This is a genomic window from Floridaenema aerugineum BLCC-F46 (assembly GCF_041929345.1).
GTDB lineage: Bacteria > Cyanobacteriota > Cyanobacteriia > Cyanobacteriales > Aerosakkonemataceae > Floridanema > Floridanema aerugineum.
Genome location: NZ_JBHFNQ010000031.1, coordinates 1 through 21,649 on the forward strand (window position 1 = coordinate 1; position 21,649 = coordinate 21,649).

General features: G+C 42.2%; 20 protein-coding genes. 9 read left to right on the plus strand and 11 right to left on the minus strand.

The window, feature by feature from the left end; all coding sequences use genetic code 11:
- Positions 1-223 precede the first annotated feature (223 nt).
- The 4 genes from ACE1CC_RS03520 to ACE1CC_RS03535 all read right to left on the minus strand — a co-directional run bounded on the left by ACE1CC_RS03520 (position 224) and on the right by ACE1CC_RS03535 (position 4,790).
- Positions 224-1,195, minus strand: a complete 972-nt coding sequence (locus ACE1CC_RS03520) for a DUF1517 domain-containing protein (RefSeq protein ID WP_413269091.1) — start codon at positions 1,193-1,195, stop codon at positions 224-226.
- Positions 1,196-1,524: 329 nt separating this feature from the next.
- Positions 1,525-2,994: a mechanosensitive ion channel family protein gene (locus ACE1CC_RS03525; protein WP_413269092.1), complete on the minus strand. Its 1,470-nt coding sequence runs from the start codon at positions 2,992-2,994 to the stop codon at positions 1,525-1,527.
- A gap of 325 nt (positions 2,995-3,319) precedes the next feature.
- Positions 3,320-3,532: a sulfur carrier protein ThiS gene (gene thiS, locus ACE1CC_RS03530; RefSeq protein ID WP_413262433.1), complete on the minus strand. Its 213-nt coding sequence runs from the start codon at positions 3,530-3,532 to the stop codon at positions 3,320-3,322.
- A 154-nt stretch (positions 3,533-3,686) separates the two neighbouring features.
- Positions 3,687-4,790, minus strand: a complete 1,104-nt coding sequence (locus tag ACE1CC_RS03535; RefSeq protein ID WP_413269093.1) for a thiamine phosphate synthase — start codon at positions 4,788-4,790, stop codon at positions 3,687-3,689.
- Positions 4,791-4,982: 192 nt separating this feature from the next.
- Here ACE1CC_RS03535 and ACE1CC_RS03540 point away from each other — a divergent pair, with 192 nt between their 5' ends.
- Positions 4,983-6,686: a DUF1565 domain-containing protein gene (locus tag ACE1CC_RS03540; protein ID WP_413269094.1), complete on the plus strand. Its 1,704-nt coding sequence runs from the start codon at positions 4,983-4,985 to the stop codon at positions 6,684-6,686.
- 130 nt (positions 6,687-6,816) lie between these two features.
- Here the strand turns inward: ACE1CC_RS03540 and dapF are convergent, their stop codons facing one another.
- Positions 6,817-7,659: a diaminopimelate epimerase gene (dapF, locus tag ACE1CC_RS03545; protein ID WP_413269095.1), complete on the minus strand. Its 843-nt coding sequence runs from the start codon at positions 7,657-7,659 to the stop codon at positions 6,817-6,819.
- A 155-nt stretch (positions 7,660-7,814) separates the two neighbouring features.
- On the opposite strand from dapF, the gene ACE1CC_RS03550 reads away from it, so the two are divergent.
- Complete coding sequence (locus ACE1CC_RS03550; protein WP_413269096.1) at positions 7,815-8,030, plus strand: Hfq-related RNA-binding protein; 216 nt, start codon at positions 7,815-7,817, stop codon at positions 8,028-8,030.
- A gap of 115 nt (positions 8,031-8,145) precedes the next feature.
- Here ACE1CC_RS03550 and ACE1CC_RS03555 read toward each other — a convergent pair whose 3' ends face one another.
- Complete coding sequence (locus tag ACE1CC_RS03555; protein ID WP_413269097.1) at positions 8,146-10,479, minus strand: cation:proton antiporter domain-containing protein; 2,334 nt, start codon at positions 10,477-10,479, stop codon at positions 8,146-8,148.
- Positions 10,480-10,709: 230 nt separating this feature from the next.
- Between ACE1CC_RS03555 and ACE1CC_RS03560 the strand changes: the two genes are divergently transcribed.
- From ACE1CC_RS03560 to ACE1CC_RS03575, 4 genes are all read left to right on the plus strand, one after another.
- On the plus strand, positions 10,710-11,630 hold the full coding sequence (locus ACE1CC_RS03560; protein ID WP_413269098.1) for a M23 family metallopeptidase: 921 nt from the start codon (positions 10,710-10,712) through the stop codon (positions 11,628-11,630).
- A 224-nt stretch (positions 11,631-11,854) separates the two neighbouring features.
- Entirely contained in the window at positions 11,855-12,421 is a 567-nt protein-coding gene (locus ACE1CC_RS03565; protein WP_413269099.1) for a late competence development ComFB family protein, read from the plus strand.
- Positions 12,422-12,503: 82 nt separating this feature from the next.
- Positions 12,504-13,163 (plus strand): sigma-70 family RNA polymerase sigma factor, encoded by a 660-nt coding sequence (locus ACE1CC_RS03570; protein WP_413269100.1) that lies wholly within the window; start codon positions 12,504-12,506, stop codon positions 13,161-13,163.
- A gap of 124 nt (positions 13,164-13,287) precedes the next feature.
- The gene (locus tag ACE1CC_RS03575; RefSeq protein ID WP_413269101.1) at positions 13,288-13,839 is read left to right on the plus strand and encodes an anti-sigma factor family protein; all 552 of its coding nucleotides are present in this window, start codon (positions 13,288-13,290) and stop codon (positions 13,837-13,839) included.
- Positions 13,840-13,900: 61 nt separating this feature from the next.
- On the opposite strand, the gene ACE1CC_RS03580 is transcribed toward ACE1CC_RS03575, so the two are convergent.
- Together ACE1CC_RS03580 and ACE1CC_RS03585 are read right to left on the minus strand one after the other, a co-directional pair.
- Positions 13,901-14,320 carry a gamma-glutamylcyclotransferase family protein gene (locus tag ACE1CC_RS03580; RefSeq protein ID WP_413269102.1) on the minus strand — a complete coding sequence of 140 codons (420 nt, stop codon included), beginning with the start codon at positions 14,318-14,320 and terminating at the stop codon, positions 13,901-13,903.
- 36 nt (positions 14,321-14,356) lie between these two features.
- The gene (locus ACE1CC_RS03585; RefSeq protein WP_413269103.1) at positions 14,357-14,857 is read right to left on the minus strand and encodes a DUF29 domain-containing protein; all 501 of its coding nucleotides are present in this window, start codon (positions 14,855-14,857) and stop codon (positions 14,357-14,359) included.
- Positions 14,858-15,036: 179 nt separating this feature from the next.
- On the opposite strand from ACE1CC_RS03585, the gene leuS reads away from it, so the two are divergent.
- From leuS to blaOXA, 3 genes are all read left to right on the plus strand, one after another.
- A complete protein-coding gene (gene leuS, locus ACE1CC_RS03590; protein WP_413269107.1) occupies positions 15,037-17,667 on the plus strand; it encodes a leucine--tRNA ligase in 2,631 nt (876 codons plus the stop codon).
- 75 nt (positions 17,668-17,742) lie between these two features.
- Positions 17,743-18,384 carry a Uma2 family endonuclease gene (locus ACE1CC_RS03595; protein ID WP_413269104.1) on the plus strand — a complete coding sequence of 214 codons (642 nt, stop codon included), beginning with the start codon at positions 17,743-17,745 and terminating at the stop codon, positions 18,382-18,384.
- Between the two features lie 224 nt (positions 18,385-18,608).
- Positions 18,609-19,385: a class D beta-lactamase gene (blaOXA, locus tag ACE1CC_RS03600; RefSeq protein WP_459563792.1), complete on the plus strand. Its 777-nt coding sequence runs from the start codon at positions 18,609-18,611 to the stop codon at positions 19,383-19,385.
- 17 nt (positions 19,386-19,402) lie between these two features.
- Here blaOXA and ACE1CC_RS03605 read toward each other — a convergent pair whose 3' ends face one another.
- The 3 genes from ACE1CC_RS03605 to ACE1CC_RS03615 form a co-directional block, all read right to left on the minus strand.
- Positions 19,403-20,929 carry a glycoside hydrolase family 10 protein gene (locus ACE1CC_RS03605; RefSeq protein WP_413269106.1) on the minus strand — a complete coding sequence of 509 codons (1,527 nt, stop codon included), beginning with the start codon at positions 20,927-20,929 and terminating at the stop codon, positions 19,403-19,405.
- Positions 20,930-21,065: 136 nt separating this feature from the next.
- Positions 21,066-21,206 (minus strand): plasmid mobilization protein, encoded by a 141-nt coding sequence (locus tag ACE1CC_RS03610; RefSeq protein WP_413262448.1) that lies wholly within the window; start codon positions 21,204-21,206, stop codon positions 21,066-21,068.
- 139 nt (positions 21,207-21,345) lie between these two features.
- The coding region (locus ACE1CC_RS03615) for a zinc ribbon domain-containing protein (protein WP_459563791.1) at positions 21,346-21,649 on the minus strand (304 nt) is incomplete at its 5' end.

A 21,649-nucleotide genomic window follows, 5' to 3' on the forward strand; every position in this document is an offset into this window, starting at 1 on the left:
GGGCAGGATGCCCACCCCACAAGAAAGCTGCAACTCTTGTGGGGCGGGCTAGGAGAGCCCACCCCACAAGAAAGCTGCAACTCTTGTGGGGTGGGCATCCTGCCCGCCAAAGTTTTCACTTTATTTATATCTACCTACTTATTAATTTACATAATAAAAAACAGGGCTAGAATTAACCAACCCTGTTTTAATTATTCAGATTTTAGAGATTTGCAAAACCCCATTAAATCAGTTTCAAATTGGGATATTCTGCAATCATGTCATCAGAAGAAAGAGTATCGCCTTCTGCTTGGGGAGTCCAGAGAACTTCCATTGCTAACAATTGATCTCCGGGAATACCACCAAACAAACGCAAAGCTTGACGTAAATCTTCTGAACTATTCACTTTTGGTAATTCAACTTTGCCCAAGGTAGCTGCTAACAGAGTCACTACAATATATTCACCTGACTCTTGTTGCGTTTCTACCAAAGCCCCAGAAGTTTCACCCGCTGGTAAAGCAGCATTTGGAGTAGCTTGCTTCAGCAGATTATTCATATTAGAAAGAGTTTCAGAAGTAAACTTACTCCGTTCTGCTAAAGAGAAGCGATTAAATTGAGCTTCTGCACCAGCTAAACGTGCTTGTTGACTTTCCGCACCTGCATAAACCCAGTATTCGGGATGGCGCAACAAAGCTAATGTAGCTTCTTGTACCACTTCGGCGCGACCTTCAGGAGAACCTGTATCCGCTTTTTCGGCAATTTGATTCAGTTCTGCTTGCAAACTCCGCGCATTCGCCAACAAACCAACCTGTAACTTGGCTACAGAAACATTCGGGTTGCTGGAATATCCTAACTCTTCAGATTCACCACCATTAACACGACGGAAGGTTTGTACCAAAAAGTTAGCCAAACTCAAGAAGATAATGATGGTAAATAAACCACCAAAACCGCCCCCAAATCCAAAAAATGGAATCAGGAAAGGAAACCCAAAACCGCCACCACCGTAAGGATAATATCCTCCAGAAGGCCCAGGCGCATAACTGCGAGGCCCGGAATAAGTGCGGCTAGGGACACCAAAAGAACCACCACCAATGCGCCCACCAGTCCGGGCGGCTAAAGCCCCGTCAGCGTGACCTAATGCTAAGGTTAGCACCAGACCCAGAACAATCAGAGGTTTGACAAGTGGTTTCATAGCTGAAAGTAATTTTTTGTACATATAACCCAGCCTCTTAAAAAGCTTCATCTCAAAGAAACGTCTAAAGTTCGTAGTCGCACCAGTCGTTAAAGTTCGTAGTAACGACTTCAGTCGTTCTTACTCACAACTTTAGTCATTTTCTACAGCTTCTTTGATTAATCACTTTTTTGTTACAACTTCTTTACACTCTTCTAATGTATCGCTTTCTCTCTTCTCCGGGCAGCTACCAGAGGTCGTATTGCTGGGTAGATTACCGTACCTTGACGTACTCCCTCAAAGAGTGCCAGGGCCAGCATAAAAGTTTAAAACTCGGTCATCATAATTCATGGTTTTTGCTCAAAATTTTGTGCTTACGATTCCTCGGAGTTTGGTTTTCTCGTTGGAGAAATAACTTGCCGATCGAATGGATTAATCTTCTGAGAATCCGGTTCATTTGGAGAAGAATAGACAATGTATTGAGTCGGATCGAGGATAATACCTTGACTGAGAAACTCATCTAGAATTTGTTGTCTCACCGCACTACCTGTTTTAACTATGCTAGGTGTATGGGTAGCATATTTCAACATATAATTCATGTAGTTATGCTTGAAAGCGGAACTTAAGATGATAGGCTCTGGTTCCTGTACCACATTTGGTACTTTACGAGAGGCGTTCCTCAAAATTTCGTACACTTGCTGAGATGGAACATTAGCAGGAACGGCAACCTCTACAATCCATAACGGTGCAGGATAGATGTTATCTCTTGGGTTAGGCTGAGGATTAGTTCTGTAGTTAAGCACGTTACTACTTAAAATCGTTGAGTTGGGAATACTTACAAACTGATTCTCGTAATTTAGAAGTCGAGTCACAAATAGACCTCTTTCAATCACGGTTCCCCACAGTTCGCCGATTAGAATATCATCATTAATCCTAAATGCGCGGGTGTAGGTTAACAGAATACCAGCAATAATATTGGCAACTGCTGTACTAGAACCAATTGAAAGCAGTACGCCGATGAAGATGGAAATTCCTTGGAAGGCACCACTATTTGACCCGGGAAGATAGGGAAAGGCAACGACCCCGCAAAGAGCAATTGTTAAGAATTGAATAATTCGTTGTGAAGGAGCCGCCCATTCTGGATCAAAATCTGGTATAGCTAGATTTCCTGCCTCAATTTCCTCAAAAATGAACCGAATAAATTTGAGCGAATAATAAGCCGTGAAAAACAGAATAATCAGGAAAATTAAATTGGGTATGTAATTGACAAATCCCAAAACCACCTGGCTAATTGCGTTAAATATGGAGGTGAAAATTATGGAGGCTATAGGTTGAGTCTGGGGGAAAAAGGAAAGAACAGCGTTAATATAAAACAGCGCGATCGACCCTAGAATGACAAATCGGCTGAAGGTAATTACCCGCATTAAGAATTGAGTAATTTGTTCCGGGCGAAGTACCTCTTTACTACCAATGCGAATTGTTCTAGTATATTTTGCCTGTAATTCGTTCACCTTAGTCGGAAGAAAACGGAAGAACCTATTAATTAAATTCCAACTAATAACCAGCAATAGGGTTGCCACTCCTGCCGCCAGTAAGCCTAGAATCAACTGTTGAAAGATCTGGCTATTGAGGAAGTTCATCACATTGCTGCCGAGGGAATCAAAAAACGAGATTTGAACTAGTATGTTCCCATGTGTTAATGCTATGATTCCTTGATTAACAGGTTCTGGTAAACTTTGATTTATCACAGTTGCACTGACTAAAGGGGCGATCGCTAATATAATTATTGCCATTAACAAAAGGCTGATAAAACGTTTAGTTTTACGGGAAAGTCGGGGTTTCATTATGTCTCTCTATTGACAATTGAGGTTTTCAGTCTTAAATTATTTGTAGATATAATACCATAAATAATTCCTGGGTAAAAATTTATCGGTTTAATTCACCCCACATTCCGCACCCAGAAATGTCACATACGCTATTGGTAGTGTAGTTAAAGTTTTGTGTGTTATATATAGTGTTTAGTTCTATAGTACTACACTAAATGCGCGAAAGATAAAGGGTGTGACACACTACATCTAGGGGGTGCAGAATGTGGGATTAAAATTTATGAAAAGTTTTGGGCGAATGTAATTCCAAGGCTTTTCAAACAACCTCTTAGACCTGAGAATGTCAACCACCGCCAACGATCGTAACTACTTCCAATTTATCGCCCTCTTTAACCTCAGTTTCTAACCAAAATTGCCGATGCAGAATTTCCCCGTTATACTCTACGGCGACTAACCGGGGATTAAAACCCAAATGCGTTAATAAGTCGGGAATTAGCATTTGGGAAGGACAATTACGGTTTTCGCCGTTTACCTGAAGGGTGATTTCATTAGACATGAGATTGGGCTAAGTGCGATCGATAAATTATGTAAGGCTTGTAGAGACGTTGTATACAACGTCTCTACATTTTAAGTCTCTACATTTTAAGTCTCTACATTTTAAGTCTCTACATTTTAAGTCTCTACATTTTAAGTCTCTACATTTTAAGGTTCTAGGTATGAGATTGGGTTAAGTGCGATCGATAATTACGCAGAGTTTGCACGCGAGTCAACTGCGAGATAAAGTACTGAGTTACTAAAGTTGGCTGTTCTGCTTGCATAACTGCCCTAACTACAGCAACTCTATCTGCCCCTGCTGAGAGTACTTCATTTAAGTTACTCGGATCAATACCACCAATGGCAAACCAAGGCAATTTCGCGTTTTGGGCAGCATAACGGACATATTCTAAACCTGTGGCAGCTTTATCGACTTTGGTGGGAGTGGCATAAACTGGCCCTACCCCAATATAATCTGCGCCTTGTGCGATCGCTCGCTGCATTTCCTCTGGATTTGTGGTAGAACGTCCAATTATCCGATGTGGGCCAAGTAACTGTCTTGCAATTGCGATCGGCATATCCTGCTGACCCAAATGTACACCATCAGCATCCACCGCTAAAGCCAAATCTACTCGATCGTTCACAATAAACAAAGCTTCGTAATGATGGCAAAGTTTACATAATCTATCCGCTACTTCAAACCGAACATTATCGTTCCCCGTTTTATCCCGGTACTGAACCAGAGTTAGCCCACCTTCTAAAGCAGCTTCGACGATCGCAAACAAATGTTCTGACGCAGAAGTTACCAAATACAACGAACTCTGCAACAATTTCTGTTGTCGTTGATAACCTAACAAATTCGTCTCTAAAATGTATGCCCGATAACGCATTTGCTTAAATGCGCTTCCCATTTGGGCCAGATAAAGCTTGCCGTACTCTTCCAAAACTCGCAGCGCCTCTTGTACCCGACAAAGATTTGCTTGTAAAAGTTGGCTAATATTGGCGCGAGTTTCTTCTTGGGGATGAGTCAACTCAGTTCCCACATCGCCCAACGTATCGCGAAACGCCCGCAACTCCGGGGTATGCCATTTAGCAATTTCTTGGCGCAGCTGCTTGCATTCTGCTGCCAACTCGCTACTATTAAGACCAAACCGACACCATTCCTCAACAATTCTTAAACCTTCTCTAGCGCGGTCTAAATTAGCATCTAAAATACGACATAACGCTGGCTGCGCTTGTAAGGGTAACTCAGCTAATAATAACTTGGGGCGATCGACCATTGTCACAACTCCATTTAGTTCATTAATCCTAATAAATTAGTGAGATAGGGTGCTCGCAAAGCATAATTTTCTCATTTTTACCAGGAGAATCAGACTCTTGGAAGCGATTAAATTTTGCTTTAACAATTGCTTTACCTGAGATTTGCAGTTTAATCTTTAGTACTCTCGGAAATTTTAGGAGGACAGCTAGCTGTGAATGTACCACGCCACTGTCAATATTCGGCAAAACCTCCCATAAAGTTAGTCTCCGGCTATTTAACTAAGCACTCCCTGAAAGCCAGTTTAGGACTTGCTACAATAGCCCTGCTTTGTTGGGAAAACATCGCAGTAGGGGCGGGTTTTGTAATTAATTCTTCTACTGCGATCGCACAATTATCTGCTAAACCCGCCCCTACTTTACCACCACAGCCCCAAGTAGTTGAAAGTTTCCCAGTATCGCAAACAGAGTCAAACATGACTCAATTGTTTGTCAACCCGATCGCAGGTAATGATACCACCGGAAACGGTAGCAACGGCGCACCTTTCAAAACCATTACCCAAGCCTTAAAAGTCGCAAGAGAAAACACTGTCATTTACCTCGCCCCCGGAACTTACAGCCAACAAAGCGGCGAAACTTTCCCCCTACAACTAAAACCAGGCATTACTCTCCAAGGAGATCCCCCAAGCAAAGGTCGCAGTATCATTATTCAAGGTGGCGGCTTATTCATTAGTCCGACTTTCGCCCGTCAAAATATTACCATCCTCGCCGCTAACAAATCAGGCATTGCCGGAATCACAATTACTAACCCTAACACCAGAGGCTACGGTTTATGGATTGAATCAAGTAACCCAGTAGTCGCAGATTGTACTTTCATTGGCAATAGTCACGATGGAATTTCCGTAGCAGGTAATAGCGCCCCTTTAATACGCAACAACTACTTTACCAATAATGGGGCAAATGGCATGACTATTTACGGTTCTTCTCGCCCAGAAGTGCGGGAAAATGTGTTTGAAAGAACTGGATTTGCCATTAATATTGGTCACGATGCCACACCCTTGATCGCAGGTAATCGCATCTCCCAAAATACAGACGGAATTGTGATCCAAGGTAAAGCTAGACCTATTTTGCGCGGTAATACTATAGAAAGCAATAGTCGAGATGGTGTCATCGCCTTAACTGAAACTCTCCCAGATTTGGGGACTGTTCAAGACCCCGGTGGTAATATTTTCCGTAATAATGGTCGCTATGAAATCAATGCCGGAACTGCGGTACAAGTAATTTCCGTCTATGGTAATCAATTGGCGACAAGGCGGTTAATTGGACGCATTAATGTAGATGGTAATTTAATTCAAGTTAGCGCCCCTCGAAGCAGTTCCCCCGTAGCATTTACTAATGATGGAACAGCTGTACAAATTCCAGTTCCCGCCCCCACTGCCAGAAAACGCCCTGCGCGTCGCAACAGAAGGGCGAGGGCTACTACCAGAAGGCGGGCGAGAAGACAAGTTCGCCGCCCCACTGTCGTCTCCAGAAGTACCCAAACACCAACAACAATACCAATATCAGTACCAACAGCACCACAGGCGAGACTTCCCCAAACAGGACTTCAACCCGGTGTTTTACCAACTGCGAACACCACATTCTCTCAGGTAAATACTAATAGTTTGCCCAGCCAAAGTTTACCTCAAACTAATCAAACTACTACAGCATTAGGTTTACGTTACCGTGTGCTGGTTGAAGTGCGAACTTTGGAGGAACAAACAAAAGTTTTATCTTTAGTTCCTGGCGCTTTTCGCACTATTTATGATGGCAAAGTAGTCATGCAAGTGGGGGCTTTTAGCGATCGCGATCAAGCCGAAGAAATGCTAGAAACAATTAATAGCAATGGCTTATCAGCTGAAATCGAAGAAATTGATTGAACACAGGGGCAGGGGAGCACAGGGGCACAGGGGCACAGGGGCAGAAGGTAAAAATTCTCCTTGTCTCCTTGTCTCCTTGTCTCCTTGTCTCCTTGTCCCCTTGTCCCCTTGTCCCCTTGTCCCTGTGTCCCTAATACCAAGTCCCAGTAAAAACCTTTGTTGCTGGCCCAGTCATGTAAACTCTTTGTTCCACCTCTGACCATTGAATTTCCAATGGGCCACCAGGTAATTCTACTGTAGCTTGGCGATCGCAATTAAGAGTCAACACCCCCGCCACCAAAGCAGCACAAGCACCTGTTCCACAAGCCATTGTTGCACCTGCACCCCTTTCCCAAACCAACATTTTCAAATAATTTCGGTTAACTACTTGAATAAATTCCGTATTTGTGCGTTGGGGAAAAACCGCATGATGCTCAAATTGTGGGCCAATTTCCGCTAAGGGAATCGCTGCTACATCATCTACAAAAGTAATACAGTGAGGATTTCCCATACTCACACAAGTCACATTCCAAGACTTTCCCCCCACTGCCAAAGGTTGATTAATCACCTTTTCCTCAGCAGCAGTTAAAGTTGTGGGAATTTCCTGCGCCAACAGTCGCGGTACACCCATATCTACTGTAACTTGACCATCATGACGCAACTGGGGAGTAATCACACCAGCTAAAGTATGAATCCGATAACGCAGCGATTCGGTGGAACGACCTTCCAAATCAGCGATAAACTTAGCTAAACAGCGGATACCATTGCCACACATTTCCGGTTCAGAACCATCGGAATTAAAAATCCTCATGGTGTAATCTGTACCTTCTTGTCCTGGTAAAGCAAAGATTACCCCATCTGCACCGATTCCAAAATGGCGATCGCACAACTCCACCGCCGCCTCTGGTGTTAACAGTGGCTCAGATGAACTACGATTATCAATCAAAATGAAATCATTTCCTAAGCCCTGGTACTTAGTAAACTCAATTCCCATTACAATTACCTTTGTCCTTTGTTATTTGTCCTTTGTCATTCGTATTTTGTCATCTGTCATTTCTCATTTGTCATTCGGATAACTTTGCCACCATGACCAATGACCAATCACCAATGACCAATCACCAATGACTAATCACCAACGATCAATTAGATATGACTAGTGCATTTGATACTAATTTACCTAGTGTACGGCAAGTTCAATCAATTATTAAATCTCAAAAACGAGTTGAGCTAAAGCTGTTATCAGGAGAAGTACTCAGCGGAATACTACGTTGGCAAGACCAAAATTGCCTCGCGATTATCGATGATAGTAATCAACAAACATTAGTTTGGCGACAATCAATAGCTTATCTAAAAGCCTTTGATTAAAAACTTGGTTCGTAGTAACGACTTCAGTCGTAGTCCGTTGTAACGACTTCAGTCGTTTCCTTGCCAGATTGAAGGACTAAAGTCCTGACAACGGACCTGAATTAAATTGAAAATTTCAAGGTTCTCGCAAATTATCCATTGGTAAATATTCGCGCAAAACTTGACTTTCTGCGGCTTGAACTACAGGCACAATAGGAATAGATTTTTTATCTTCTGGCATCAGAGATGCTTGTAATAATTTCAGTGGATGATAACCACCACAAAGCAAAATTCTATCACCTACTTGCAGGTCAATATCATCTTCCGGCTCGTGGATAAACTTACCTTCGCGACGGATTGCGATCGCTTTTATCCCATACTGCCGCTGAATATCCAAATGTGCCAAACTTTTCCCCACAAAAAAACTATTTTCCGGGACTAAAATCCATTGACAAGGAGCACTTTTTGCCGGAACAATCACCTTACCTTTTGCCAATTCATCTAAAGCAGCTAACTCCTCAGCTTGTCCCACAACTAATAAGCGATCGCCTGACTCAATAGTAGTAAAATTATCTGGATAATCCACCTCTTCCCCACTCGCACGGCGAATTGCCATTAAGTTTACCCCAGCCAAATTTCGCAAATCTGCTTCGGCTAAATTCATTCCCGACAAAGGTGAATTTGCAGGTAAAGAATACCAGCGACTATTCATATCTTGCGTTGCCAATTCTAACTCACGGGAGACTTGAGAAGCCGATCGTTGTGGACGTAATTCCAAATAATGATGTTTGCGAATTTCCTGTGCTTGCTGTTGAATAGTCGCCAAACTCATGCCCATGCGATTTAACAAATGACTGACTAATTCCAAGCTAGCCTCAAACTCTGGTTGTACCACCTCCTTTGCTCCCAATTGATAAAGTAATTCGATATCTTTATCCTTATTCGCACGCACTACCACATCTAAATCTGGCGATAATTCTAAAGCTCGACGCAAAGCATTTCTAGTACTCATTGCATCAGGAAGACAAATCGCCAATCCCTTCGCTTGCGCCACTCCAGCAGTTTGTAAAACGTGCCAACTTGCAGCATTACCATAAACATAAGAAATCCCCGCTTCTCGCAATTGTTGAATTTTGCTTTCCGACTGATCGATGACAACTACCGGATAACCATGTTGCTGCACCTGTTGAACCAAATTTCTGCCAACTCTGCCATAACCACAAATTACCACATGATTTTGTAAAGGTAATTCCGGTGCAACATCTAAAGGCAAATCAGTTGGATCGAGAAACTTTTTCAACCAGGGAATTTCAAATAATTGAGGTACTAACCGCATCACAAAGGGAGTCAACACCAAAGTTACCGCAGTCGTACCTAAAATTAACAAATAAACCCGACGAGAAACTAACCCTAAAACCTGACCTTCACTAGCCAAAACAAAGGAAAATTCCCCAATTTGTGCTAATCCCAATCCAGCAATTACAGCGGTTTTCCAAGAATACCGAAACAATCTGACTAAAGGAGTAACAATTAAGAATTTCCCTAAAAATACTAACGCCACCAATCCCAGAATTAACTCCAGATTATTCCAGAGGAAAATCGGATCGATTAACATTCCGATCGAAGCGAAAAACAAAGTGGCAAAAATATCTCGTACTGGTTCAACATAAGTCAAAGTTTGGTCAGCATATTCCACCTCGGAAATCATTAAACCAGCGACAAATGCACCCATTTCAATAGAAAGACCCAAAGATTCAGTAAATAAAGCAATTCCTAAACATAAAGCCACCACACCCAGTAAAAACAATTCTTTGCTTTCTGTACGCGCCAAAAACCGCAACAAAGGTGGAATTAACCAAATCCCCACCGCAACTGCACCCGCCGCAAATAAGCCAATTCTTAACAAAGCAAAGATTACAGCTTTTCCAATTACTTCCGGCGGTTGGTTAAGGGCAGGCAAAACTGCTAACATTAACCCCAATGCTAAATCTTGAACTACCAAAATTCCCAACATTACCTGACCGTGAGGAGTTTCGGTTTCGTTCCGTTCCATCAAGCATTTTAAGACTACCGCAGTGGAAGAAAGGGAAAGAATTGCCCCTAAAAACACACCTTTGGCTGGTAAAGTAGCCCAAGCGCCTGTAATTCCGCAGACTACAACCGTAACTAAAATTGTCAGGATAATTTGTAGCCCCCCACCTCCGAGAGCAATTTTCTGCACTTTCCTGAGTTCGGCAAATGAGAACTCAACTCCCAAAGCAAATAGGAGGAAAGCTACACCAAATTGAGCCAGAGTTTCTACTTGAATTACTTCTTTAATTAATCCTAGTCCGGCTGGCCCAACAATCATTCCGCCTAACAAGTATCCCAGTAAAACAGGCTGTCGTAGTATTGCGGCTAAGAGTCCTCCAAACACAGCCGCACCGAGAACTAGTACTAGATCAACAATTAGCCTAAAGTCTTCTTGCACAAGTTTTCTGAAAAAAGTATTAAGGTATATTAACTAAGAATACAAACTTTTTCCCCCTGAAGGCAAAGACAATTTTGGCAACAGGGAACTCCTGAACAGCGAACAGGGAAAGTTTGAGCGATCGCCTTGTCCCTTCCTGTCCTAGTCCCCTAGTCCCTAGAGCCCCCCTTGGCATAGTTCCTGATTAGCGATAATCTATACTGCCAATGGGAAGTGTACGAAAACCGATCATGAATTTTTGGCAAAGAACTATTTTGGGCTGGAAATGGCGAATTTCGCGAGTTAGTGCGAGGTTTGCCCGATTTATTGGTTGCTTTGCTCTGACTACGGCGATTTTATTTTTAGCTGCGCCTGTAATTGCTCAAAGGGTGCAGGTGTCGCCAGCTAGTCCCAGGTTAGGGGATACCATTTCAGTAATCATTCAGGACGGATCGAAACAAGGGGCAAAACCGACGGTGAGGATGGATGATAAGAGTTATCCCATGTTTCCGATAAATACGAGTACCTATCGGGCATTTTTGCCGACAACGCCACTGGATAGACCAGGAATTCGCCAAATTCAGGTGCAAGTAGATGGACAGGTAGAAAATCTCTCGGTGAATGTAGGCGATCGCACTTTCCCCACCCAACGCATTCGCATTGCTACCACTAGCAGCGGCGGACTCAAACCTACCCAACATGAATTAGACCGAGTAGCCGCTTTTCGCCAACTAGTCACCCCGGAAAAATACTGGAATGGCCCCTTTATTCCACCTAGTCGCGCCAGACGAAGCACAGGATATGGAGTGCGTCGTTACTACAATGGCGTTTTCGCTAAAGACTACTACCATCGCGGTTTAGATTTTGCAGGCCCTCAAGGTTCGCCTGTAGTCGCTCCCGCACCAGGTAGAGTAGCTTTGGTGGGCAAACTTTCCGAAGGTTTCCGGTTGCATGGTAATACAGTTGGGATCGATCACGGTCAAGGGGTAACAAGTGTATTTCTGCATTTGAGCCGAATTAACGTTCAAGAAGGAGATATGGTGCAAGCAGGTCAAGTGATTGGTGCGATCGGTTCCACTGGCGCTTCCACAGGCCCTCACCTACACTGGGGTTTGTATGTTAATGGCAAATCAATTGATCCCGCACCTTGGTTGGCTCAAACTATGGAATAAAACTAAATTTGTCAGGCAAACACTTGATTAATTCCCGGAACTAGAACCAAAATGTAGTAAAGATGAAAAACCTGGCTTTAAATCAGGAAATACTCAATTGTTTACTTAATCGGTCAGAAAAACCAACTTTCTGATGTGCAGTTGAGTGCTAGTTTAGGGTGAGGCAATATTGAGAAAAATAAGCTCGTCTAGCAAAAGTGCCTTGGGGAGCCATAGAGAAATTTATGAGTATTGAGAAAATAGTTGAACAAGCATTACAAGATGGTTATCTGACACCAGCAATGGAAGCGGAAGTGGCAAGAATCTGCGACACTGCCTCGGAGCTTTCCATTGAAGAGTATATGGCGCTAGACCGACTAATGGGTTCGCTATTAACTGGGGAAGTGGTGGCAGTACCGCGCAAACAGTTTATTAATGTGATGGAAGAGTTGGTGCTCACAGAAGCGATCGCTCGCGTAGCCGAAATTGAAGCTAGCAGTAACCAAGTATTAGATGTGGGTGATATAGCAGCTTACGCCTTAAACCGATTACCTCCCCTCTACGCTACCACCGAAGAAGGCGCTACCTATCAACGGAAGCGGGCGAAGGAGGAACTGCAAGAATTTATTGCTCAACAAGTTCGAGAAGCCATTGCTCGAAACATTGATAAACCAGAAATAGACCCCTCCCGAATATTACTCGGCAAAGCTTCCAAAACTGATGTGGTACAGCAGGTAAGTTCTTTATTACAAGCTTACGCCCCTACCTTTGAACCAAAACCAGACAAAGAATCTGACTCAGATCAAAATTAGGCAAATATCATAGTAAGTGCAGGAACTTCTCATACAGCAGTATCGTCTTTCGGAATAGGACGTTATTAATCTGTATCTGTCCATGAGTCAATCAATTCCTGTATCCTGGTCTAGCGCTGAGGTTATGATTCCTCAAACGCAAGTGCAGCCCGTAGAAAAACTCTCTAATTACGATTTGGTTTTGCGCTGCCAAACTGGTCATCGACCGCAACGTGAGGCATTCGCCGAATTGTTGCGCCGATATCAGCCCCATGTGGAGAAGATTTTATATCATCTGGCTCCAGATTGGCAGGACAGAGCAGATTTAGCCCAAGAAGTCTGGATTCGCGTTTATCGCAATATTAAGCGCCTCAATGAACCTGTAAAATTCCAAGGTTGGCTGAGTCGCATTGCGACTAACTTGTTTTATGACGAATTACGGAAACGTAAGCGCGTTAACCAACCTTTGTCATTAGATGCACCGAGAATGCTTGATGATGGCGAAATGGATTGGGAAATAGCGGCAGATAATCCCGGCCCAGTAGAAAAATTAAGTACTACTGAGTTTTATGAGCAATTGCATAGAGCGATCGCAGATTTACCAGACGCTTTTCGCATTACCATAGTTTTGCGCGAAATAGAAGGCATGGCTTATGAAGAAATTGCCGAAATTACCGGAGTTTCTCTGGGAACGGTGAAATCGCGCATCGCTAGAGCAAGGCAAAGACTTCAGTCCCAGTTACAAAATTATTTAGATAGTTAGTAAAACTTCAAAATGGCTTCATAAAAATGGGTTCATAGCCCTTTCTAGTGTTTTATGATCCATAGTAGACTAGCGATTACTCGCCAAAGGGTTTCGTTACCCTCCTGTTACAGAAGGATTTGATATGACTCCTGAGTTTGAATCCCAAAAACACCAAAAGAATTCCTTTGGGGATTCGCCAGATCCCTGTTGCGGCGCTCGTGATATGGAAAAACGCGATCGCTTTGAACTACTTAGCGCCTACCTGGATGGAGAGGTGAGTGCCACAGAACGCAAACAAGTAGAAGACTGGTTAGCAACCGACCCCCAGAGCCAATGCTTATATAAAAGATTACTTAATCTGCGTCAACGATTACGCAGTCTACCAGTACCAGCTGCCACCCAACCTGTAGATCTCACCGTAGATCAAGTATTCTCTAAGTTAGAAAATCGTCGCCGCAAACCGATTTTAGTTTGGGGTGGAACAGCAATTGCAGCAGCTTTAATTGCTGCTGTATCAGGCGTTTTCGGCAACCAAAATGTTTGGTCGCCCCAACTCGCTAATTCTCCCACTACAGCTGATTCGGAAGCTTTGACGATCGCCTTAAGCGAACCAGTAATCCAAATTCCTCAAGGATCAGCTAGCGAATACAAATATCATAAATCCCCTGTTGGTTATCCACACTCGATCAAATAGTTTTGACGAGGGTACTGGGTACTGGATACTGGGTACTGGGGACAAGGGGACAAGGGGAATTTTAAACACCTGTCCACCATCCAGAGGGAATTAGTACCCCGCCCAATGGTTCAACTTGGTCTAAAGTCATAAAATAAGCCCAAGCTAGACCCAGAGGTTCGGCTTGGGGACTGTAAACTTCTAATTGCTTGCGGTTGTACAAATTTTCCTCTGGGGGACGCAGGGGGTTATGTCCTTCCAGTGGGTCGAGATGTTGGAGAATATTTGGTGTGTTAAAACTCAGCAAGTAACCTTGAACTACACCTTCACCTAAAACCATTGCCGGATAACCTAGAGGTAAAGCAAACAATTGACCTTTAACAGTAGCTCTGGTTGCCGCTACTACTTTACCACCACAATAATATTGATAGTTGGACTCTCCCGGTTTGAGAGTACCATAAACAAAAACTTTGACTAATTCTGAATTTGCTTGCTGAATCATTCAATTTTGGATTTTCGATTTTTGATTTGCCTCTGGTCAAGATTCAGGTGAAATTCCATAGATTGCCAGTAAATCTCTGTCTGAATCTGCAATATCACCTGGGAAAAAGTTCGGATTTTCTATTTCTTCCCATGAGTAAGGACAGAGTTTTGGAAAAATATCTATAAACATTCCTGTTTCATCAATAGCTAGGTCAACTCCAGATGAATAAGCTGCAATTTTGGCATCATTTAGGAAAGGTTTTAAGCTGGGATTTTCCCGAATTATATTTTTGATTTCATTTCGCTGTTCTCGAATTGTTCTAATCCAACTTCTCGATCGATGATTAGGTTGATATTGCCATTTTAATAAGTGTCCAAGGAGAATTTTTAACCGATTTACTAACTCTCTTTTTTCCTGTTTGCCCAAAGATTCTATTTCCTCAATTAAATTCTCAATATCAAGATTCTCTATGTCACGCTGACGCAACAACTGAACTTGTTTTTGAGTCCAAGCGTAGAAGTCAGTATCATACAGGTTGGTGAGTGGAAGGTTCATCCTGTCTTCCTCAGATGGCTTTGTAATCATTTAATCTATATCATTATCATTAAGTAGGGAAAAAATTACAGATGTAACCTTAAGCGGTAGTTCATTCAAGGATATGTCAAAATATTGAGGCAGAAGTGATCCGCCTAACGGTACGCTATGCGATCGCCAAATATAGTAGGAGAATTAAAGTGGAATCTCGATATAACCCGACAGCAATAGAGGAAAAATGGCAGAAAACTTGGGCTGAAGAAGGTTTAGACAAAACCCCCACAGAGAAAGACAAACCCAAATTTTACGCATTATCCATGTTTCCCTATCCATCGGGCAACCTGCACATGGGGCACGTTCGTAACTATACGATAACTGACGTGATTGCCAGAGTCCATCGAATGCAGGGTTATCGCGTACTACATCCGATGGGATGGGATGCTTTTGGACTTCCAGCAGAGAACGCCGCGATTAAAAAAGGAATTCATCCGGCGAAGTGGACTTATAGTAATATTGCCCAAATGCGATCGGAATTAAAACGCCTTGGGTTATCTTACGATTGGGATTGCGAACTCGCCACCTGTTCCCCCGACTACTACAAATGGACACAGTGGATATTCTTACAATTTTTCCAAGCTGGATTAGCATATCAAAAAGAAGCCGCAGTTAACTGGGACCCTATTGACCAAACAGTTTTAGCAAACGAACAAGTTGACAGCGAAGGACGTTCTTGGCGTTCTGGCGCAATAGTAGAAAAGAAAAAATTGCGTCAATGGTTCCTCAAAATTACCGACTACGCCGAACAATTACTGCAAGATTTAGATAAATTGACAGGTTGGCCTGACAGAGTAAAATCAATGCAGGCGAACTGGATTGGTAAATCTGTTGGTGCTTATTTAGAATTTCCTATTGTCGGAATGGATGAAAAAATTGGTGTATTTACCACTCGTCCAGACACGGTTTTTGGTGTTAGTTATGTAGTACTTGCACCCGAACATCCATTAACACCAAAAGTTACCACATCCGACAACAAAGAAAAAGTTGAAACCTTCATCAAAGAAGTAGCAAGTCAAACGGAATTAGAACGCACTGCGGAAGACAAACCAAAACGGGGAATTCCCACAGGCGGAAAAGCAATTAATCCATTTACAGGTGAAGAAATTCCCATTTGGATTGCTGATTACGTATTGTATGAATATGGCACAGGCGCGGTAATGGGAGTACCCGCCCATGATGTCCGAGATTTCAAATTTGCTACAGAACAAAACTTGCCCATTAAAGTAGTAATCACACCCTCAGAAACAGTAGGGGCGATTCATGAATCGCCCCTACCCCAGTCCCCAATCCCCAGTCCCGTAGGACAGGCATCTTGCCTGTCATCCCCCATCCCAGAAGCATACACAGAACCGGGAATTATGATTAATTCCGGTGAGTTTAATGGGATGAATTCTACTGAAGGAAAACAGGCAATAATTGACTTTGCAGAAAAGCAAGGTTTTGGCAAAGCGCGAATCCAATATCGGTTAAGAGATTGGTTAATTTCCCGTCAACGTTATTGGGGAGCACCAATTCCAGTAATTCATTGTCCCAAGTGTGGAATTGTACCCGTTCCCGAAGCAGAATTGCCTGTAGTTTTGCCAGAGAATGTCGAATTTAGTGGTCGAGGCCCTTCACCTTTGGCACAATTAGGAGAATGGGTAAATGTGCCATGTCCGAGTTGTGGAACTGCGGCAAAAAGAGAAACCGATACGATGGATACTTTTATCGATTCATCGTGGTATTATTTGCGCTTTACTGATGCCAAGAATGAGAAACAGGTGTTTGATTCTGCGAAAACAAATGATTGGATGCCTGTGGATCAATATGTGGGTGGAATTGAGCACGCGATTTTACACTTACTTTATTCTCGCTTTTTTACCAAGGTGTTGCGCGATCGCAAACTCCTTAACTTCGACGAACCCTTCAACCGCCTATTAACACAAGGCATGGTACAGGGATTAACATATACAAATCCCAAAAAATCAGGAAATGCTAAATACATTCCTTCCGCTTTAGTAAATCCTGAAGATCCAAAAGATCCAGAAACAGGAGAACCTTTAGAAATCTCCTATCAAACCATGTCTAAATCTAAATATAACGGCGTAGCGCCAGAAGATGTAATTAACAAATATGGCGCAGACACCGCCCGAATGTTCATCCTTTTCAAAGCGCCACCGGAAAAAGATTTAGAATGGGATGATGCCGATGTTGAAGGACAATTCCGCTTTTTAAATCGGGTTTGGTTTTTGGTAACAGAGTATAGTGAAACTACACCTGCCAAAACTCAAAAAGGCGAATTAAGCAAAGCAGAAAAAGATTTACGTCGCGCCATTCACACCGCAATTGATGAAATTTCCAAAGATTTAGCAGGAGATTATCAATTAAATACTGCGGTTTCCGAGATGATGAAATTGAGTAACGCACTCAAAGATGCAAGTTGCAAAAATTCCGCCGTTTATACCGAAGGAATCGAAACTTTAATCTTGCTTTTGGCACCTTTCGCCCCTCACATTGCCGAAGAATTATGGCAGATGATTGGGAATAAAGAATCGGTCCATAAACAAACTTGGCCCAAACTTGATGAATCAGCTTTAGAAGTTGATGAAATTACCTTAGTAATTCAAATCAATGGCAAAACTCGCGGCACAATTCAAGCACCTGCTAATTTAGATAAACAGGGATTAGAAAAATATGCCCGTGAATCTGACGCAGCGAAACGTTACCTTGAGGAAGGAAAAGAACCGAAAAAGGTAATTGTAGTACCTGGAAAATTGGTAAATTTCGTAATTTAAAACTAGCAAAATCATTAGTCATTTGTGGTTAATTCAACAAATGACTAATGATAAATTTTTAAGGAAAATCAAGCCATGACTAGCTTATTAACTAAGTTTCAAACCGATACCTGGGTAACAGCAAATTGGGAAGAGTTTCAGCAATTAATTTCTGAACCAGAGTTTCAGAAAGCTAAGTTTTACTATCACAATGGACAGTTGAGGATTGAAATGGTTCCTATTAGTAATGACCACTCATTAGACCACACAATTGTTATTGTCGCGGTTAATTTATATGGTATGGTAAAAGAGATTGCCATGAATGGGAGAAATACCTGTAGTTTCAGAAAACCAGGTATTCAAGAATGCCAACCTGATGCTTCTTATTACATTGGGGAAAATGCAGATATTGTTCCTTGGGGAACTTCTGTGATTAATTTAGAAACCTATCCACCGCCAGATTTAGTAATTGAAGTTGCGAATACTTCTTTAGCTGATGATATGGGAGGGAAACGGTTACTTTATGAGGATTTGCAGGTTAAAGAATATTGGATTGTTGATGTGAAGAATGTGAGGATTATTGCTTTTGCTATTGCAGATGGTGGAAGCAGAAGAATTACTCAATCTCAGGTATTAACAAGTTTGGAAATAGCTGTTTTAGAAGAAGCTTTGCGGCGTAGTCGTCAGATGAATCAAAGTCAGGTTTGCGCTTGGTTAATGGCAGAGTTTCAAAAGTAATTTTTAAAACCGCAAAGACGCGATAGGCGAAGCCTTCCCGAAGGGTAGGACGCGAAGGAAGAAAGAAGAGAGAAGTTTATCGGGTGTTCAAGTATAATTTGGTGAGGAGTTGATTGATGCAGTTGATCGGCAGATTTATCTGCAAATTACGGCAAAAGTTCTTCAAAGGTTTTTTCATAACATTAATTGTGATTATAGCCTTAAATGGATATAAAATCCTAGCGATGAACTCGCAACCTTTGCTAGAAAATTCAACTTCAGCAAAAACGCTGATTGCTCAACAAGTTAATTTAGAGGAATCATTTCGAGAGTTAAATATTGACGGTTCAATTGTAATCTACGATAAAAATAACGATCGCTTCTCCGAACACAACCCGTCTCGCAACACAACAGCTTTTCTCCCCGCCTCCACATTCAAAATTTTTAATTCCCTCGTATCACTAGAAACAGGTGTAATTCCAGATGAGGTTGCCGTTTTAACCTGGGATGGCATTAAACGTGAAATACCTGCTTGGAATCGAGATACCAATTTGCGCCAAGCTTTTAAAGACTCAACAGTTTGGTTTTATCAGATTTTAGCTCGCAAAGTTGGATATGAACGAATGCAGAAATTTATCGATCGAGTGGGGTACGGCAATCGCCAAATTGGAACTGCCCAACAGATCGATCGCTTTTGGTTAGAAGGTCCTTTGCAAATTACACCGAAACAGCAAATTGAATTTCTCCGCAGACTAGAACACAACGATCTTCCCTTCTCCCAGCGCACTCTGGATTTAGTGAAAGATATCATGATTGTCGAACGCACCCCCACATACACTCTCAGGGGAAAAACAGGTTGGGCCACTAGCGTTACCCCTAATATTGGCTGGTTCGTTGGCTACTTGGAGCAAAACAACAATGTTTATTTCTTCGCCACAAACATTAAAATGTCCAGTGCCAATGATGCCGCTAAACGATTAGAAATTACTCGTCGCAGTCTCAAATCGCTGGGGTTATTCTGAGCTTATTTCTGCCTAAACTATTGCATTTTACAGAACTTTCTTTCGCGATCGCTCTCCGGTTCTTGCCAAGAATAAGCGAAATGACTCACAGTATTAATTTGGGGTGCTATTTGGCGAATTGCTTGCATTTGCGCTTCTAATGAAGGACGATTACCGAAAGATTGACCCCAATTTCCGGCGATCGCAGGTCGAATATCAGTACCATAAGGAGCTAGGTTGATTACCCTTTGCAACTCTTCCAAAATACAGCCAGTAGTCCCACAATCTGCATAAATCATCGGATGCCATTCAATATTAGTCGGAAACCTATCCCAAGGTTGTACCCGCGAATCAAAACCTCCACCAACAGCTTTATTTCCACCAGGGAAAAACACCGCACCAGAAGGTAAACCTAATCGCTGCACAGGTTCAACTGCTGCTGAAAGGAAGTCTATCACCCCTTGAGCAGCATGAGCTACACTTAATTGCCAAAGTTCTGTTTGTAAATAAGGTTGACGTTGGGCAGGAGGCAAGATATCTTTACTTAAATCAGCAATGCGTCCTTGCCACATTGGTTCAGATTCTTGGGGATAAAGTTCATCTATTTCAGCAATATCACCACTATTAACAAAACCCTTACTTAAAAACCTGCGAATTAATTCCAAACCTTTATAGTTTAAAGCTCTTTGCAATAAAACTTGTTGAGCAGCATCTCCGTAAATCCACAAATCCTGTACCCTTGTTGCGACAGAAGCTTCTCCCATACCTCTGGGATAACGAATATAATCAAACAGCATTCCATCAGGTTTACGTTTGAGTATTGCCTGAATTAACCGATTGTAATCCTGTCGAGCTTGTAAATTATAAGGATCGATAAAAGCCTTAGTAGCATCACCCTTGGTTAAATCAGTGTCCAGGCTAGTCTCATTTACTACATCCAAACTAGTTTGATTTCGACCATTCCGCGCTATTACTTGTCTGCGATCGGACCTTTGAGCATAAGCATAGCCGAAATTCATCGAAAATAGCCAAGCATAAACCTTTAACCCTCGTTCCCGACCTTTTTGAATTGCTTGTGCTAACAAATCAGCTTTTTCTGATCCAGGTATTTGGACAACAGATTGCCAAGGAGTTGGATTATCTGCTTGGGGTAATAATACCTGTGCGTCGTAAAAAACTTCTACATAAACTTGGTTATAACCTTTATTAACAATCCGATCCATGATGTAATCTAAAGAACCGGGTCGCAAATCACAAGGGTACAAACGTAGCCAAATCGCTTGATTGCGGGGCCAATTTTGCGATCGACACTCTTGTAATTGTTTTGCTTGTTTAGAAATTAGGTCTTTGTAGCGTCTTTGTGCATCTTGATTCCCTGCTAAAGCCGTCTGTCGTAGACTTTCTTTTTGTTTAACCATTTCACCTGTTAACTGACAAGGTATTAGGCTTTGTGCCCCTGTTGGTTGAATTCCTATCTGACTAACTAAGCCAGTGGTGAAAATTCCGGCTAAAAACCCACTACAGAAACGCATTTGGCGGCGTGTAATTTTTGGTAGAGATGACATCAATCTGAAATAACCTTTCATGCTATCAAGCAAAAAGAAAATCTACGACAAAACTGAGAATCTTGCACCCATATTTGGTTCCTCATGCAGGATACTCCTTTTTTGACCAAAAAAATGGGATACAAGCCCCGTCTTTTTAGGACGGCTTTTTCTTCAGCTTCTTAATAAAATCTCGAATCACTTCGGATATCATTCTATCCGTCTGTTTAGCGTGTTGCTTTAGCGCTTCGTACTCATCGTCCGAAAGCCTTACTCTTATCGTCTTTTCTCTGGGCATTGTAGGCGTTTTTAGACTACAATGCTAATTGTAGTTCAGCACGGGCGAAAATTCGCGAGTATCGCCAATCGAGCAATCGAATTCTATCGCGTAAAGTGATGCTGATAGTTCATAAAACCATAGACAAATATCTCAGGTCTTATTTTGTAGGTGTTATCCTCACTGGGCAAACTACAATGCCCTCTATCCCATTGCCAAAGACATTTGGGACTGCTTTTCTCATGATGTTATAACTTCCATTCACATCTGCATTCAGCTTCTTTCCTGTACTGGATCTGTATATCCCTCTGGATGTTCTTTTTCCACTGAACCTATAATTATTATTCCCACCTGGGTGATATGTAGGGATAATATCTAAGTCTAAGAATGAAGCTTTACTTGTGTATGATTCCTCTGTTACAATTACCTGAATCCCTAATAACTCAGCTTTGTACTTCAGCATC